General features: G+C 68.3%; 15 protein-coding genes. 11 read left to right on the plus strand and 4 right to left on the minus strand.

All coding sequences use genetic code 11. From position 1 onward, the window contains the following. Positions 1–32: 32 nt before the first annotated feature. Both ABZ027_RS24275 and ABZ027_RS24280 read right to left on the minus strand, forming a co-directional pair. Positions 33–704, minus strand: coding sequence for a response regulator transcription factor (locus tag ABZ027_RS24275; protein ID WP_030606450.1), 672 nt, complete (start codon positions 702–704; stop codon positions 33–35). Positions 705–718: 14 nt separating this feature from the next. After that, positions 719–1,819: a RecB family exonuclease gene (locus ABZ027_RS24280; RefSeq protein ID WP_356771699.1), complete on the minus strand. Its 1,101-nt coding sequence runs from the start codon at positions 1,817–1,819 to the stop codon at positions 719–721. A 174-nt stretch (positions 1,820–1,993) separates the two neighbouring features. Here ABZ027_RS24280 and ABZ027_RS24285 point away from each other — a divergent pair, with 174 nt between their 5' ends. The 3 genes from ABZ027_RS24285 to ABZ027_RS24295 all read left to right on the plus strand — a co-directional run bounded on the left by ABZ027_RS24285 (position 1,994) and on the right by ABZ027_RS24295 (position 5,403). Next, on the plus strand, positions 1,994–3,664 hold the full coding sequence (locus ABZ027_RS24285) for a site-2 protease family protein (protein WP_356771701.1): 1,671 nt from the start codon (positions 1,994–1,996) through the stop codon (positions 3,662–3,664). 49 nt (positions 3,665–3,713) lie between these two features. Next, the gene (locus ABZ027_RS24290; RefSeq protein ID WP_356771703.1) at positions 3,714–4,616 is read left to right on the plus strand and encodes a tRNA (adenine-N1)-methyltransferase; all 903 of its coding nucleotides are present in this window, start codon (positions 3,714–3,716) and stop codon (positions 4,614–4,616) included. Positions 4,617–4,824: 208 nt separating this feature from the next. Continuing rightward, positions 4,825–5,403 carry a hypothetical protein gene (locus tag ABZ027_RS24295; RefSeq protein ID WP_356771705.1) on the plus strand — a complete coding sequence of 193 codons (579 nt, stop codon included), beginning with the start codon at positions 4,825–4,827 and terminating at the stop codon, positions 5,401–5,403. Between the two features lie 58 nt (positions 5,404–5,461). Here the strand turns inward: ABZ027_RS24295 and ABZ027_RS24300 are convergent, their stop codons facing one another. Further along, positions 5,462–5,767 (minus strand): ferredoxin, encoded by a 306-nt coding sequence (locus ABZ027_RS24300; RefSeq protein ID WP_356771707.1) that lies wholly within the window; start codon positions 5,765–5,767, stop codon positions 5,462–5,464. A 244-nt stretch (positions 5,768–6,011) separates the two neighbouring features. Here ABZ027_RS24300 and arc point away from each other — a divergent pair, with 244 nt between their 5' ends. The 6 genes from arc to prcA all read left to right on the plus strand — a co-directional run bounded on the left by arc (position 6,012) and on the right by prcA (position 12,131). Next, a complete protein-coding gene (arc, locus tag ABZ027_RS24305) occupies positions 6,012–7,778 on the plus strand; it encodes a proteasome ATPase (RefSeq protein WP_356771709.1) in 1,767 nt (588 codons plus the stop codon). A 245-nt stretch (positions 7,779–8,023) separates the two neighbouring features. Further along, positions 8,024–9,535, plus strand: a complete 1,512-nt coding sequence (dop, locus tag ABZ027_RS24310; RefSeq protein ID WP_356771710.1) for a depupylase/deamidase Dop — start codon at positions 8,024–8,026, stop codon at positions 9,533–9,535. A 156-nt stretch (positions 9,536–9,691) separates the two neighbouring features. Then, positions 9,692–9,907 (plus strand): ubiquitin-like protein Pup, encoded by a 216-nt coding sequence (locus ABZ027_RS24315; RefSeq protein WP_030932625.1) that lies wholly within the window; start codon positions 9,692–9,694, stop codon positions 9,905–9,907. 32 nt (positions 9,908–9,939) lie between these two features. After that, entirely contained in the window at positions 9,940–10,533 is a 594-nt protein-coding gene (locus tag ABZ027_RS24320) for an endonuclease VII domain-containing protein (RefSeq protein WP_356771713.1), read from the plus strand. After that, positions 10,485–11,330, plus strand: coding sequence for a proteasome subunit beta (gene prcB, locus ABZ027_RS24325; RefSeq protein ID WP_356771715.1), 846 nt, complete (start codon positions 10,485–10,487; stop codon positions 11,328–11,330). Before ABZ027_RS24320 ends, prcB begins: the two co-directional genes overlap by 49 nt. A 63-nt stretch (positions 11,331–11,393) precedes the next feature. Beyond that, complete coding sequence (gene prcA / locus ABZ027_RS24330) at positions 11,394–12,131, plus strand: proteasome subunit alpha (protein ID WP_356771717.1); 738 nt, start codon at positions 11,394–11,396, stop codon at positions 12,129–12,131. A 72-nt stretch (positions 12,132–12,203) separates the two neighbouring features. Here the strand turns inward: prcA and ABZ027_RS24335 are convergent, their stop codons facing one another. Beyond that, the gene (locus tag ABZ027_RS24335; protein WP_356771719.1) at positions 12,204–13,262 is read right to left on the minus strand and encodes a LacI family DNA-binding transcriptional regulator; all 1,059 of its coding nucleotides are present in this window, start codon (positions 13,260–13,262) and stop codon (positions 12,204–12,206) included. 74 nt (positions 13,263–13,336) lie between these two features. On the opposite strand from ABZ027_RS24335, the gene ABZ027_RS24340 reads away from it, so the two are divergent. After that, positions 13,337–14,596, plus strand: a complete 1,260-nt coding sequence (locus ABZ027_RS24340) for an MFS transporter (RefSeq protein WP_356771721.1) — start codon at positions 13,337–13,339, stop codon at positions 14,594–14,596. Positions 14,597–14,605: 9 nt separating this feature from the next. Then, positions 14,606–15,967 (plus strand): Pup--protein ligase, encoded by a 1,362-nt coding sequence (pafA, locus tag ABZ027_RS24345; protein WP_356771723.1) that lies wholly within the window; start codon positions 14,606–14,608, stop codon positions 15,965–15,967. Positions 15,968–16,045 lie beyond the last annotated feature (78 nt).

Raw genomic sequence — 16,045 nt, forward strand, 5'->3', positions numbered from 1 at the left:
CCGTAGGACCGCAGACCGCGGCCGCACCTCACCTACTGTGCGCCGGGGCGCACCAGCCCGCTCTCGTACGCGTACACCGCGGCCTGCACCCGGTCGCGCAGCCCCAGCTTGGTGAGGACATGGCCGACGTGCGTCTTCACGGTGGTCTCGCTGACGAACAGATCCGCCGCGATCTCGGCGTTCGACAGCCCCCGCGCCACCAGCTTCAGCACCTCCACCTCACGATCCGTGAGCGTGTGCAGGGTGTCCGGAACCGGCTCGTCCCCGGACGGCAGATGAGTGGCGTACTTGTCCAGCAGGCGACGCGTGATGCTCGGCGCGAGCATCGCCTCACCCGCCGCCACCACCCGGATGGCCTGCACCAGCTCGTTGGCCGGGGCGTCCTTCAACAGGAAGCCACTGGCCCCCGCCCGCAGAGCCTCCACCACGTACTCGTCGAGGTCGAAGGTGGTCAGCACCAGCACCTTGGCCGGGCCGTCCCGGCCAGGGCCGGTGATCTGCCGGGTCGCCTCCACACCGTCCATCCGGGGCATGCGGATGTCCATCAGGACCACGTCGGGCTGCAACGCCCGCACCTGGTCCAGCGCCTGGAGGCCGTCTCCGGCCTCGCCGACGACCGCGAGGTCCTGCTCGGCCTCCAGGATCATCCGGAAGCCGGTGCGCAGCAGGGGCTGGTCGTCGACCAGTAGGACACGGATGGCCACGTAAGTCTCCTTCGCTAGTCCGGCCCCATTCTGCCCTGCGCCCCAGCCTCGGACTCCGCCACCCTCACCGGCAGCGGATACGGCGGGGGAGTACCGCCGAACTCCGGACAATGCGCCTGGTGGTCGCACCAGCCGCACAACTTGGTCCGCCGCGGCCGCCAGTCACCGGAGTCCGTGGCCTGCCGGATCGCCTCCCACAACGCGTGCAGCTTGCGCTCGACCCGCTCCAGGTCGGCGACGACGGGGTCGTACGTCAGGACGTCGCCGCTGCCCAGATAGACCAGCTGCAGCCGACGCGGGACGACGTTCTTCAGCCGCCACACCACAAGGGCGTAGAACTTCATCTGGAACAGCGCGCCCTCGGCGTACTCGGGGCGGGGCGCCTTTCCCGTCTTGTAGTCGACGATCCGCACCTCCCCGGTGGGCGCCACATCGACCCGGTCGATGATCCCGCGCAGCGTCAGCCCCGAATCCAGCTCCGTCTCCACGAACAGCTCACGCTCGACCGGTTCGAGCCGGGTCGGGTCCTCCAGCGTGAACCACCGCTCCACGAGCCGCTCCGCCTCGCCCAGCCAGCGCGTCAGCCGCTCGCCCTCCGGATCGTCGGCGAACAGCTCGTCGACCTCCGGCCGGGTCTCCCGCAGCCGGTCCCACTGACCGGGGACCAGCGACGTGGCACGGGGCACCGTCCGTTCGGCCGCCGGGGCGTCGAAGAGCCGCTCCAGCACCGCGTGCACCAGCGTGCCGCGCGTCGCCGCCTCGCTCGGCTTCTCGGGCAGCCGGTCGATCACCCGGAACCGGTACAGCAGGGGGCACTGCATGAAGTCGCCGGCCCGTGAGGGGGAGAGAGAGGACGGCGCTGTCACGGTCCGCCCGACCGGTGCCGCCTGATCCGCCCCCGTCGCTGCGTCCGCGGTCACCGTGATCACCGCCGTCGCCGGGTCCGCCGCGATGACCACATCGGGCCCCGCCACCGCACCCGCCTGCTCCGCCGCCGCGTCCTCGCCAGGCCCGGCCACCCTCGCGGTCGTCGCCGACCCAGCCGGGACCGGCAAGCCCTCCTGCGCGTCACTCCCGTCGGCGGTCTCCGCCACGCCCTCCGTGCTCGTCTCCATGACCACAGACCATACGGCCCGCCACTGACAGTGACCCAGCCCCGGCCGTGACCGGCACGACGACCGGGGAGACACAGGGGGTGCCGGGCGGAACGCATCGCGACGGCCGCATACCATCGACCCGAGACCATCCCGTCCGGCAGGCGCGGGAGACGCTTCGAACGAGGGGACACCGTGGACGAGAGCGGCGGGAGCGGGCAGCCGCGGTCCGGCAACGACGAGCCGACCCAGCACCCCGCAGCACCTGCGACCCCGGCCACCGGCCCCGCACACCCCGGCCAGCCCACCCCGGGCACCGACACCGGCGAGGCACCGCCCGACGAACCCACCATGGTCGTACGCCGATCGGACCCCCCGCAGCAGCCCCCGCACCACGACGGCCCCACCGACCGGACCACCGAGGACGACGTCCCCGAGCCCGAGGCCACCCAGAACCAGGCCCCCGAGAACCAAGCCGCCCAGGACGCCGCGAACAAGACCGAGAACGCGGACGCGAACAGGGGCGAGGCCACTGACAAGGCCCCCGAAAAGACCCCCGCGAACGAATCCACCGCCCGCCACCCCCAGCACCCCGAACCCCCCCACCCCGAAGCACCCCCCGGCACTCCCGAGCACCCCCACAGCCACCCCGACGACGACCGGACCCCCGCCCACGCCGGTGTCACCAAGGGCCGCCCGCCCCGCCGTGAACGGGGCCCCGGAGGCGGACTGCTGATGGGGCGCCCGTTCGGCGTACCCGTGTACGTCGCGCCCAGCTGGTTCCTCGTCGCCGCCCTCATCACCTGGGTGTTCGGCGGACAACTCGACCGCGTACTGCCCGAACTCGGCGCCCTCCGCTACCTCGTCTCCCTCTTCTTCGCGATCGCCTTCTACGCCTCCGTCCTGGTCCACGAACTCGCCCACACCGTCGCGGCCCTCCGCTTCAAACTCCCGGTCCGCCGCATCCAGCTCCAGTTCTTCGGCGGCGTCTCCGAAATCGAGAAGGAGGCCGAGACCCCCGGCCGCGAGTTCGTCCTGGCCTTCGTCGGCCCCCTGCTCTCCCTCGTCCTCGCCGCCCTGTTCTACCTCGCCATGCAGCCCGTCGAACCCGGCACCGTCCCCGGCGTCCTGCTGGCCGGCCTGATGATCTCCAACCTGATCGTCGCCGCCTTCAACCTGCTGCCCGGCCTGCCCCTCGACGGCGGCCGCATGCTCCGCGCGATCGTCTGGAAGATCACCGGCAGGCCCATGACCGGCACCGTCGCCGCCGCCTGGGTCGGCCGCGTCCTCGCCGTCTCCGTCCTCATCGGCCTGCCCCTGCTCACCCAGTCCGGGGCACTCGGCACCAACGCCGAGGACAACGTCGGCATGGACACCGTCATGGACGCCCTGCTCGCCGCCATCCTCGCCGCGATCATCTGGACCGGCGCCGGTAACAGCCTGCGCGTCGCCCGACTGCGCGAACACCTGCCCGAACTGCGCGCCCGCACCCTCACCCGCCGCGCCGTCCCCGTGGAGACCCACACCCCCCTCTCCGAGGCCCTGCGCCGCGCCAACGCCGCCGGAGCCCGCGCCCTCGTCGTCGTCGACAACGACGGACACCCCCTCTCCCTCGTCCGCGAGGCCGCCATCGTCGGCGTACCCGAACACCGCCGGCCCTGGGTCGCCGTCAGCGGCCTCGCCCAGGACCTCACCGACGGCATGCGCGTCTCCGCGGAACTCGCCGGAGAAGACCTCCTGGACGCCCTGCGCACCACCCCCGCCACCGAGTACCTCGTCGTCGAGGAGACCGGCGAGATCTACGGAGTCCTCTCCGCCGCCGACGTGGAACGCGCCTTCGTCAAGGCCATGGCCAGGCCCTCCTAGCGCCCGCCCCATGGTCCGCGGCCCCCGCGGAGACCGGTAGTCTGTTCACATGTCCGAACCGACCGGTGCCGCCCGCCGACGCGGGCCCTTCAAGGTCGGGGACCAGGTTCAGCTGACCGACCCCAAGGGCCGCCACTACACGTTCACGCTCGAAGCCGGGAAGAACTTCCACACCCACAAGGGTTCCTTCCCGCACGACGAACTGATCGGTGCTCCCGAGGGCAGCGTTGTCCGCACCACCGGGAACGTCGCCTACCTCGCGCTGCGCCCCCTGCTCCCCGACTACGTCCTGTCCATGCCCCGCGGCGCCGCCGTGGTCTACCCCAAGGACGCGGGGCAGATCCTCGCCTTCGCCGACATCTTCCCCGGCGCCCGCGTCGTCGAAGCCGGCGTCGGCTCCGGCTCCCTCAGCAGCTTCCTGCTGCGCGCCATCGGCGACCAGGGCATGCTGCACTCCTACGAGCGCCGCGAGGACTTCGCCGACATCGCCCGGCAGAACGTGGAACGCTACTTCGGCGGCCCCCACCCCGCCTGGCAGCTCACCGTCGGTGACCTCCAGGACAACCTGTCCGACACCGACGTCGACCGCGTCATCCTCGACATGCTCGCCCCCTGGGAATGCCTGGAAGCCGTCTCCAAGGCCCTCGTGCCCGGCGGCATCCTCTGCTGCTACGTGGCCACCACCACGCAGCTCGCCCGCACCGTCGAGTCCATCCGGGAGATCGGCAGCTTCAACGAGCCGACCTCCTGGGAGTCGATGATCCGCAACTGGCACGTCGAGGGCCTCGCCGTCCGCCCCGACCACCGGATGATCGGCCACACCGGCTTCCTGCTCACCGCCCGCCGCCTCGCCGACGGCGTCGAACCCCCCATGCGCCGCCGCCGCCCCGCCAAGGGCGCCTACGGCGAGGACTACTCCGGCCCCAACGCCGACGGCGGCGCCACCCGCTGACGCGACCGGCGCCATCTCAACACACGACCACCCTGGCCCAGTTCCCCGCCAACCCCGGGAACTGGGCCACGCCACACCCGCGTTGACACCGCGCCAGAATCCGTAACGCCCCCGTCCGGCCGAACCCCACCCCGCCGTTCCCCCCGCACTGTGACGTGTGGCACCATGCAGGCCACCCCCACCGGCACAGCCCCAGGAGACGCTCCTAGTGCAGCAATCCGCCGTCCCGGAACTGGCACACACCCACACCCGACCCATCCACTGGGTCGCCACCGCGACGGCGGTCGCCGGCGTGGTGGCCCTCTCCTCGGTCCTGCAACCGAACCCGGCCACCGCCGCTCAGGCGGCCGCACCCCGGACGAAGTCCGCGCCGACCGGCATCACGGCCCCCGACCCCGCGGACGTCGACTTCCCGATCGAGTGCGGACCGGTCAAGGCCATCGTGGTCAAGAAGGCCGCCGGAGACCTCGACGGCGACGGCAGGCCCGAAACCGTCGCCGTCGTGCACTGCGACGCACCCATGGGCACCCCACCCGACGGCGTGTACGTCCTCACCCGGTCCGCGGACACCGGCAAGCCAAGAGTGGTCGCCACCCTGGTCAACCCCAAGGACCGCCAGAGCGTCACCGACTTCGCCCTACGGGACCACGCCGTCCTCGCCACACTCCTCGGCTACTCCACCGCCGACGTGCCCAGTTGCTGCCCCGACGTCAAGGACAGCGCGAAGTGGCAGTGGAAGAACGGCGCGTTCGTCCGCTCGACACCCGCCGACTCACACACCGTCTGACCCACATCACCAGCGCGTGTGAGAAATCAGACAGTGATCACAACAGGTGTCAGTACGGTCACTCCGCGTCGGGTCCGTACACCTCGACCAGGTCCGAAACCCGACGAACATGGATGCACTCGCCAGGACAGTCCTTCACGGACTCCACGACATCCGTGAGAAGCGGCAGCGGTACGGGCGTTGTGGCGCCCTTGTCCTGGAGCAGCTCCTCGCCCGTACCCTTGACATAGGCGAGCCCGTCGATGTCCAGCTCGAACACCTCCGGCGCGTACTGGACACAGATCCCGTCACCGGTACAGAGATCCTGATCGATCCAGACCTCCAGCCCCTCGCCACCGGACCCGGCCTCCTGCTGCACGTCCATCTCTCCCAACGTTTCTGCGCCGACCCGGCCGGGAATCCGGCCAGCTCTGACGGGTGTTGAACACTTCGACCCTACCTCCGGCGGCTTTCCAATCATGTTCGGTGGGTATTCCCCTGGCGTGAGGGAGAGCGCAAGGGTGAAGATCGGACACACCCCGACCGTCTTTGTGATCTAGGGGTTTCAATCGACACCCACCCAGGTAGGGTCTGGAAGCGTCCAGCTCCCCTTGGAGGAGGTGAGGACCGTGGCAGCCCACGACGACGACATGAACCGCGGCATCCGCCCGGGACGAGGGTCCGAAGACCCCGCCGGGCAGATTGCCTACCTTGAGCAGGAGATCGCCGTCCTGCGACGCAAGCTCGCCGACTCTCCGCGACACACGAGGATTCTCGAAGAGCGGATCGTCGAGCTGCAGACCAATCTGGCCGGCGTGTCCGCCCAGAACGAGCGACTCGCCAACACGCTCCGTGAGGCCCGAGACCAGATCGTGGCCCTCAAGGAGGAGGTCGACCGGCTCGCACAGCCACCGGCCGGCTTCGGTGTCTTCCTCACGGCGAACGAGGACGGCACGGCGGACATCTTCACCGGCGGCCGCAAGCTGCGGGTGAACGTCAGCCCGAGCGTGGAACTCGACGAGCTCCGGCGCGGCCAGGAAGTAATGCTCAACGAAGCTCTCAACGTGGTCGAGGCCATGGAATACGAGAGCGTCGGCGACATCGTCACCCTCAAGGAGATCCTCGAGGACGGCGAGCGCGCCCTCGTAGTGGGGCACACCGACGAGGAACGGGTGGTGCGGCTCGCCGAGCCGCTGCTGGACATCACCATCCGCCCCGGCGACGCCCTGCTGCTCGAACCCCGCTCCGGCTACGTCTACGAGGTCGTCCCGAAGAGCGAGGTCGAAGAACTCGTCCTCGAAGAGGTACCGGACATCGGCTACGAGCAGATCGGCGGCCTCGGCGGCCAGATCGAGGCCATCCGCGACGCGGTCGAGCTCCCGTACCTCTACCCGGACCTGTTCAAGGAGCACGAACTGCGCCCACCCAAGGGCGTCCTCCTGTACGGACCGCCCGGATGCGGCAAGACGCTCATCGCCAAGGCCGTCGCCAACTCGCTGGCCAAGAAGGTCGCCGAGGTCACCGGCCAGGCCCAGGGCAAGAGCTTCTTCCTCAACATCAAGGGCCCCGAACTCCTGAACAAGTACGTCGGCGAGACCGAGCGGCAGATCCGCCTCGTCTTCCAGCGTGCTCGTGAGAAAGCCAGCGAGGGCACCCCCGTCATCGTCTTCTTCGACGAGATGGAATCCCTCTTCCGCACCCGAGGCTCGGGTGTCAGCTCGGACGTGGAGAACACCATCGTCCCGCAGCTGCTCGCCGAGATCGACGGCGTGGAGGGCCTGCAGAACGTGGTCGTGATCGGCGCCTCCAACCGGGAGGACATGATCGACCCCGCCATCCTGCGGCCCGGCCGACTCGACGTGAAGATCAAAATCGAACGTCCGGACGCCGAAGCGGCCAAGGACATCTTCGGCAAGTACCTCACCGAGCGCCTCCCACTGCACTCCGACGACCTCGGAGAACACGGCGGCAGCAAGGCCACCACCGTCGGAAGCATGATCCAGACGGCCGTGGAACACATGTACGCCGAATCCGAGGAAAACCGCTTCCTGGAAGTCACCTACGCCAACGGCGACAAGGAAGTCCTCTACTTCAAGGACTTCAACTCCGGCGCCATGATCGAGAACATCGTGGGCCGCGCCAAGAAGATGGCGATCAAGGACTTCCTGGAGCACAGCCAGAAGGGCCTCCGCGTCTCCCACCTCCTCCAGGCCTGCGTGGACGAGTTCAAGGAGAACGAGGACCTGCCGAACACCACCAACCCCGACGACTGGGCCCGCATCTCCGGCAAGAAGGGCGAACGGATCGTCTACATCCGCACCCTCATCACCGGAAAGCAGGGCGCAGACACCGGACGCTCCATCGACACGGTGGCAAACACGGGTCAGTACCTGTAAAACACAGGGCGGCTGCGGGTGCCCACACCGGGTACCCGCAGCCGACTGTTTTCCAGGCCACGGCCTTAACAAGAGGCGTGCAAGGCAATGACGCAAATGATCTCCCCACCAGCGCAGAGGCGTTCTAGGCTCTTCCATACCGCCGAGTCGCGCAGTGCGGGGACGGGCACCGCACACGCACCGGAGCGCCAGCGGTACTTGAGCGGCGTTCCCGACCGAGGACGCCGCCGGGCAAGGAGGGCCGCATGACCGTACGGCGAGTAATGGGCATCGAGACGGAGTACGGGATCTCCGTCCCCGGCCACCCCAACGCCAATGCCATGCTCACCTCATCCCAGATCGTCAACGCCTACGCGGCGGCGATGCACCGGGCCCGACGGGCCCGCTGGGACTTCGAGGAGGAGAACCCGCTACGGGACGCGCGAGGCTTCGACCTCGCCCGCGAGGCCGCCGACTCCAGCCAGCTCACCGACGAGGACATCGGCCTCGCCAACGTGATCCTCACCAACGGCGCGCGGCTCTACGTCGACCACGCACACCCCGAATACAGCGCACCCGAGGTCACCAACCCCCGGGACGCCGTCCTCTGGGACAAGGCCGGCGAACGCATCATGGCCGAAGCCGCGGAACGCGCCGCCCAGCTCCCCGGCGCCCAGCCGATCCACCTCTACAAGAACAACACCGACAACAAGGGCGCCTCCTACGGCACGCACGAGAACTACCTGATGAAGCGGGAAACCCCCTTCTCGGACATCGTGCGCCACCTCACGCCGTTCTTCGTCTCCCGCCAGGTCTTCGCCGGAGCGGGCCGCGTCGGCATCGGCCAGGACGGACACGAGCACGGCTTCCAGCTCAGCCAGCGCGCCGACTACTTCGAGGTCGAGGTCGGCCTCGAAACCACCCTCAAGCGCCCCATCATCAACACCCGGGACGAACCGCACGCCGACGCCGAGAAACACCGCCGCCTGCACGTCATCATCGGCGACGCGAACCTCTCGGAGATCTCGACCTACCTGAAACTCGGCACCACAGCGCTCGTCCTGTCCATGATCGAGGACGGCTTCATCGCCGTCGACCTGGCCGTGGACCAGCCCGTCCGCACCCTCCACCAGGTCTCCCACGACCCGAGCCTCCAGCGCCTGGTCACCCTCCGCAGCGGCCGGACACTCACCGCGGTCCAGCTGCAGATGGAGTACTACGAGCTGTCACGCAAGTACGTGGAGGACCGGTTCGGCGCGGACGCCGACGACCAGACCAAGGACGTCCTCTCCCGCTGGGAGGACACCCTCAACCGGCTGGAGAACGACCCGATGAGCCTGGCCGGCGAACTGGACTGGGTCGCCAAGCGGGAGCTCATGGAGGGCTACCGGCGCCGGGACGACCTCGACTGGGACGCCGCCCGGCTGCACCTGGTCGATCTCCAGTACGCCGACGTACGCCCCGACAAGGGGCTCTACAACCGGCTGGCGGCCCGCGGCCGGATCAAGCGGCTGCTGGACGACAACGAGGTCGAGCGGGCCCGCACGAAGCCGCCTGAGGACACCCGTGCGTACTTCCGCGGCCGCTGCCTGGAGCAGTACGCGGACGACGTCGCGGCCGCCTCCTGGGACTCGGTCATCTTCGACCTGCCCGGGCGCGACTCGCTCCAACGGGTCCCAACCCTGGAACCGCTTCGCGGAACGCGTAATCACGTCAAGGAGCTGCTGGACCGCTGTCGCACGGCGGAAGACCTGGTCAGGGTGCTGTCCGGCAACTGAGGGGGTACTCGGGGCCGGCACGGCCCCACAGGGTGGAAAGGTCCGTGTCCGGGAATCATCGAGGTGGTCCCCGGACGTTGACGGAACAGCGGGGCCAATGTCGGACCCTGCTTGTAGGGTCTGATCAAGAACGTCGAACCGAGCGGGGTGAGGGTTATGGCGACCAAGGACACCGGCGGCGGACAGCAGAAGGCGACGCGCAACACCGAGGAGGTCGAGGAGGCGCCCGAGGCGCAGGCATCCGAAGACCTCAAGGAGCGCCAGGAGAAGCTGAGCGACGACGTGGACTCCGTCCTGGATGAGATTGACGACGTCCTCGAGGAGAACGCCGAGGACTTCGTTCGAAGCTTCGTTCAGAAGGGTGGCGAGTAACCTTCGAATCGAAGGTGACGGGGGATTGAAGCTTGGCAAGCGAAGGTGATGCGAAGCGTTGCTCGCGGTGTGAAAAAGTCAAGCCGCGAGCAACGTTCGCCAGCAACGCGTCCGCCCGTGACGGCTTGCAGGCCTATTGCCGGGAGTGCTGGTCGGCTTATCACCAGGCTCGGCAACTGGCCAAGGGGAAGAATGTCCGACCCAGGGTGGAGGCACCTGAGGGGCACAAGTTCTGTCGTGGTTGTGGGGAGATCAAGCCGCACAGCGAATGGCACCGGAATGCAACAGCCTCGGATGGCCTAGCTACCTGCTGCAAGGGATGCAAGGCCGTACGAGGGAGACAGGGGCATCTGAAGCGTCACTACGGCATCACCGAGGCCGAACGCGACGAGATGATCGCCTCCCAAATGGGGCTCTGCGTGATCTGCCTGAAAGCTCCGGCTGTCCATGTGGATCACTGCCACAAGACGGGTAGGGTCCGAGGCGTACTGTGCTTCAACTGCAATTCGGCCATCGGCAAGTTGGGAGACGACCCCGACGCCGTCCGTCGGGCCGCCGCTTACTTGGAAGGAATCGCGTGGAAGCCAACACTCGTAGCACCGGGCGTCTACCAGCTGCCTTCCTGACGCCTGGGTCGTCCTCCTTCATGGACTTCCTGTCGGAGCACCAGCCGGAGATCCTGCCCGGCAACCGGCAGCTGCCGCCCACCCAGGGTGTGATCGAGGCGCCGCACGGCACCACGATCGTGGGCGTGACGTTCCCGGGTGGTGTCGTGCTCGCCGGTGACCGTCGCGCCACGATGGGCAACGTCATCGCTCAGCGCGACATCGAGAAGGTGTTCCCGGCCGACGAGTACTCGGCGGTCGGTATCGCCGGTACCGCGGGCCTGGCCGTCGAGATGGTGAAGCTGTTCCAGCTGGAGCTGGAGCACTTCGAGAAGGTCGAGGGGGCGCAGCTGTCCCTGGAAGGCAAGGCGAACCGGCTGTCGACCATGATCCGTTCCAACCTGGGCATGGCGATGCAGGGTCTGGCGGTGGTTCCGTTGTTCGCCGGATTCGACGTGGACCGGGCGAAGGGGCGGATCTTCTCCTATGACGTGACCGGTGGTCGTTCGGAGGAGCACAACTTCGCGGCGACCGGTTCGGGGTCGATCTTCGCGCGGGGTGCGATGAAGAAGCTCTACCGTGACGACCTGAGCGAGGACGAGGCCACGACTCTTGTGGTGCAGGCTCTGTATGACGCGGCAGATGACGACTCGGCGACCGGTGGTCCCGATGTCGCGCGCCGGATCTATCCGATCGTCACTGTGATCACCGAGGACGGTTTCCGTCGGCTCACTGAGGACGAGTCCTCCGAGATCGCCCGTTCGATCCTGCAGCGGCGGCTGGAGCAGCCCGACGGTCCGCGGGCCGCGCTTCTGTAGTCGGCGGGTTGGTTTTTCTTGCCAGGTGGTCCAGTGACTTCGAATGAAAGGGACGGATAACCGGTGTCGACGCCGTTCTATGTCTCCCCCCAGCAGGCGATGGCCGACCGGGCGGAGTACGCCCGTAAGGGCATCGCTCGTGGTCGCAGCCTCGTTGTGCTGCAGTATGCCGACGGCATTGTGTTCGTCGGCGAGAATCCGTCCCGTGCGTTGCACAAGTTCAGTGAGATCTATGACCGGATCGGTTTCGCGGCCGCCGGTAAGTACAACGAGTACGAGAATCTGCGGATCGGTGGTGTGCGGTACGCGGATCTGCGTGGTTACACCTATGACCGGGATGATGTGACCGCTCGGGGTCTGGCGAATGTGTATGCGCAGACGCTGGGCACGATCTTCTCGAGTGCGGCGGAGAAGCCGTACGAGGTGGAGTTGGTGGTCGCCGAGGTCGGGGAGACGCCGGAGGGTGACCAGATCTATCGGTTGCCGCATGACGGTTCGATCGTGGATGAGCACGGTTCGGTCGCGGTGGGTGGTAATGCCGAGCAGATCAGCGGTTATCTGGATCAGCGTCATCAGGACGGTATGAGTCTGGCGGGGGCGCTGGAGCTCGCGGTGCAGGCGTTGTCCCGTGACACGAATGGCAGTGAGCGGGAGATTCCCGCGGAGCGTCTGGAGGTCGCGGTGCTGGATCGTACGCGGCCGCAGAAGCGTAAGTTCAAGCGGATCGTGGGTCGTCAGCTCGGTCGGCTGCTGGAGGCGGGCGGGGCGACCACGGAGGCGGAGAGCTCCGAGGAGGAGTGACGTCGCGCGCCTTGTCTGTTGGACGCCGATGTGTGTGCCCCGGTCGATCTGTCGGCCGGGGCACAGGGCGTTTCAGGAGGCTCTGGGGGGTGCTGTGGAGCCCCGGACGATGAGTTCCACGGGGATGTCCCCGGCGTCCGGTGTGTGGCCTTCCAGGACCGCTAGGAGGGCTCGCATCCCGTGTTCGCCGAACCGTTCGGAGTCGAGGCGTACGGTCGTCAGTTCGGGGTCGATGGCGGTGGCGAGGGCGAGGTCGTCGAGGCCGGTGACGGAGACGTCGTCGGGGATGCGCAGGCCTAGGCGGCGCAGGGCCTTGTAGGCGCCGGCGGCGAGTTTGTCGTCGTCGCAGACCAGTGCGGTGGGCCGGGGGCCGGGGGCGGAGAGGGCGGTCTGGGCGGCGGCCGTGGCGTCTTCGATGGTGATCGGTGCGCGGACCGTACGGACGGTGGTGCCGGGGACGGTGGCGGTGCGGGCGGCGAGTTCGCGGGCGCGGATCTCGAAGGTCCAGGAGGGTACATCCGCCGCGAGGTGGAGGAAGTGGCGGTGGCCGAGGTCCAGGAGGTGTTCGGTGACCTGTCGTACGCCGTCGGTGATGTCGAGGTTGACGGTGGCGGCGGCGCCGGGGCTTCCGGTGGGGTCGCTGTCGAGCATCACGAGGGGGAGTTGGTCGCCGCGGATGGTGGTGAGGGCGTCGGCGGCCATGGAGGAGGCGATGACGCCGTCGAGGGCGGCCTGGGCGGAGGCGAAGGGGTCGCGGGCGGGGCCGATGCCTTCGGGGGAGGGGTAGAGGACCACGCCGAAGCCGTGTTCGGCGGCGACGCGGGCGGCGCCGGTGTAGACGCCGGCGAAGAACTCCGTCGTCAGGGCCGGGACGACGAGCAGCACGGTGCGGGTGTGGCCGAGGCGGAGGTTGCGGGCTGCCAGGTTGGGTCGGTAGCCGAGTTCGCGTGCGGTTTCCCGGACGCGTCGGGCGGTGGTCTCCGATACGCGTCCGCGCCATTTGTCGCCGAGGACCAGGGAGACGGCGGCCTGGGAGACGCCGGCGGCGTGGGCGACGTCTCGGCTGGTGGGGCGGGTGCCTGGGGCCACCGGTTGCCTGCGCTTTCGTGTGGACGGGTGAACAGCGCACATGGTACGTATGACGGCGGACGTTATACGTAAAACTTCAGGCGCCGCCGGCGCACCGGGCGATCAAGGGGTGGGACGTGGCCGCGGGATACCTGGACATTCTCAGGGCGAGGCATGCCGTCCGGTTGCTTGTCGGGACGCTGGTGGGGCGGTTGCCGAACGCCACCGCCGCGATCGCGATCATGCTGTTCGTGCGTGCGGAGGGCGGGTCGTACACGCTGGCCGGTGGACTGGTGGCCGGGTACGGCGTGGCCAACGCGGTGGGGCAGCCGGTGCTGGGGCGGCTGGTGGACCTGTACGGCCAGCCGCGTGTCCAGCTCTCGGCGGCGATCCTGTCGGGTCTCGCGATGGCCGTCTTCGCGTTCACGGGTGTCGAGCCACTGCCGCCGGCCTATGCGGCGGTGGCCGCTGCCGGGCTCCTTACGCCGCCGCTGGAGGGCGGTCTGCGGGCGCTGTGGCCCTCCGTCCTCGGCGAGGAGGACGAGGTGCACACGGCGTACGCCATGGACGCCATAGCGCAGGAGGTGATGTTCACCGTCGGGCCGCTGCTGGTCACCTTGTGTGTGTCGCTGTGGTCGGAGATGGCGGCGCTGCTCGTCCTGAACGTCGTGGGGGTGCTGGGTGCGCTGTCCGTGGTCGTGTCACCGCCCTCGCGTGCGTGGCGTTCGGCGCCGCGCGAGGCGCACTGGCTCGGCGCACTGCGTTCGAAGGGTCTGCTCGCCCTGCTCGGCGCGTTCGTGTTCGTCGGCATCGCGCTCGGCTCCATCACGGTGGCGGCGGTGTCGTACGCGGACGATCACGGTGGTGACGCGGTGTACGGCTGGATGATGGCGGGCATCGGGCTGGGGGCGCTGATCGGCGGTCTGTTCTACGGGGCGCGGCAGTGGACGGGTGAGCCGGCGCGGCGACTGCAGGTCCTGGTGGGGTTGCTGGCGGTGTGTTACCTGCCGTTGACCCTGATGCCGGGGGCGGTGGCGATGACGCTGCTGACGGTTGTCGCCGGTGTCTTCCTGGCGCCTGTTCTTGCGTGCGCTTTCGTGCTGGTCGACCGGCACGCCCCGCGCGGGACGGTCACCGAGGCGTTCTCCTGGCTTGTGACGACGTTCACCGTGGGGACGTCCGTGGGGACGGGGCTGGCGGGGCCGGTGGTCGAGGCGGGTGGGGCGCTGTGGGGTTTCGCGGTGCCAGGTGCGGCGGGGGCGGTGTCGTTGGTGGTTCTGCTGGCCACGGGGAGGGTACTCGCGGCTGTTGGTTCGGGTGCGGTGGTTGCGTCTTCATCGGAAAATGATCCAAACCGTGCTGCCGAACCCCGTTTCAGCTCGGGGGATCGGGCGTAATGTTCACTCATGGACCGCCGCATTTTCGGGCTGGAGAACGAGTACGGCGTCACGTGTACGTTCAGGGGACAGCGCCGCCTGTCTCCCGACGAGGTGGCGCGGTACCTCTTCCGCCGTGTCGTGTCATGGGGCCGTAGCAGCAATGTCTTTCTGCGAAACGGCGCTCGCCTCTATCTCGATGTCGGGTCACATCCGGAATACGCGACACCGGAATGTGACAACGTGACCGAACTGGTCACGCACGACAAAGCGGGCGAGCGCATTCTCGAAGGACTCCTGGTGGACGCCGAACGACGCCTGCACGAGGAGGGAATCGCGGGCGACGTCTACCTCTTCAAGAACAACACAGACTCGGCGGGCAACTCGTACGGATGCCACGAGAACTATCTCGTGGCGCGGCACGGCGAGTTCTCCCGGCTCGCGGACATTCTCATTCCGTTCCTCGTCACCCGTCAGCTTCTGTGCGGGGCGGGCAAGGTGCTGCAGACCCCGCGTGGCGCGGTGTACTGCGTCAGTCAGCGGGCCGAGCACATCTGGGAGGGTGTCTCCTCGGCGACGACCCGTTCCCGGCCGATCATCAACACCCGCGACGAACCGCACGCGGACGCGGAGCGTTACCGCCGTCTGCATGTGATCGTGGGCGACTCGAACATGTCCGAGACGACGATGCTGCTCAAGGTCGGCGCCACCGACCTGGTGCTGCGCATGATCGAGGCGGGCACCGTGATGCGGGACCTGACCCTGGAGAACCCGATCCGGGCGATCCGCGAGGTCAGCCACGACATCACCGGGCGGCGCAAGGTGCGTCTGGCGAGCGGCCGGGAGGCCTCCGCGCTGGACGTGCAGCGCGAGTACTACGAGAAGGCCGTGGACTTCTGTGAGCGCCGCGGTATCCGCACGGGCACCGTCGAGCAGGTCCTGGAGTTGTGGGGCCGCACGCTGGACGCGATCGAGGCCGAGGACCTCGACCGGATCGGCACCGAGATCGACTGGGTCATGAAGTACAAGCTCATCGAGCGGTACCGGGCCAAGCACAACATGACCATGTCGCACCCGCGGGTCGCGCAGATAGACCTCGCGTACCACGACATCCATCGTCGTCGTGGTCTGTACTACCTGTTGGAGAAGAAGGGCCAAGCCGCCAGGATCTGCAACGACTTGAAGATCTTCGAGGGCAAGTCGGTTCCGCCGCAGACCACTCGGGCGCGGCTGCGCGGTGACTTCATCCGGCGGGCGCAGGAACAGCGCCGTGACTTCACGGTCGACTGGGTTCACCTCAAGCTCAATGACCAGGCACAACGCACCGTCTTGTGCAAGGACCCGTTCCGTTCGGTGGACGACAGGGTGGAGAAGCTCATCGCCGGAATGTGAGCAGCGCGTTTCACAGGAGCACGTGGAACGCAACACGGGCGCCGTACGTTTCCCGTACGGCGCCCTTCTCACGCCGTA

Source organism: Streptomyces sp. NPDC006332 (genome assembly GCF_040612855.1).
Lineage (GTDB): Bacteria > Actinomycetota > Actinomycetes > Streptomycetales > Streptomycetaceae > Streptomyces.

Excerpts from the sequence above, each read along its gene's own strand:
- ABZ027_RS24300 (WP_356771707.1), bottom strand. The coding sequence starts at position 5,767 with ATGGACGTGCAGCAGGAGGCCGGGTCCGGTGGCGAGGGGCTGGAGGTC.
- dop (WP_356771710.1), top strand. The coding sequence starts at position 8,024 with ATGACCGTACGGCGAGTAATGGGCATCGAGACGGAGTACGGGATCTCC.
- ABZ027_RS24290 (WP_356771703.1), top strand. The coding sequence starts at position 3,714 with ATGTCCGAACCGACCGGTGCCGCCCGCCGACGCGGGCCCTTCAAGGTC.
- ABZ027_RS24280 (WP_356771699.1), bottom strand. The coding sequence starts at position 1,819 with ATGGAGACGAGCACGGAGGGCGTGGCGGAGACCGCCGACGGGAGTGAC.
- ABZ027_RS24315 (WP_030932625.1), top strand. The coding sequence starts at position 9,692 with ATGGCGACCAAGGACACCGGCGGCGGACAGCAGAAGGCGACGCGCAAC.
- ABZ027_RS24335 (WP_356771719.1), bottom strand. The coding sequence starts at position 13,262 with ATGTGCGCTGTTCACCCGTCCACACGAAAGCGCAGGCAACCGGTGGCC.
- pafA (WP_356771723.1), top strand. The coding sequence starts at position 14,606 with ATGGACCGCCGCATTTTCGGGCTGGAGAACGAGTACGGCGTCACGTGT.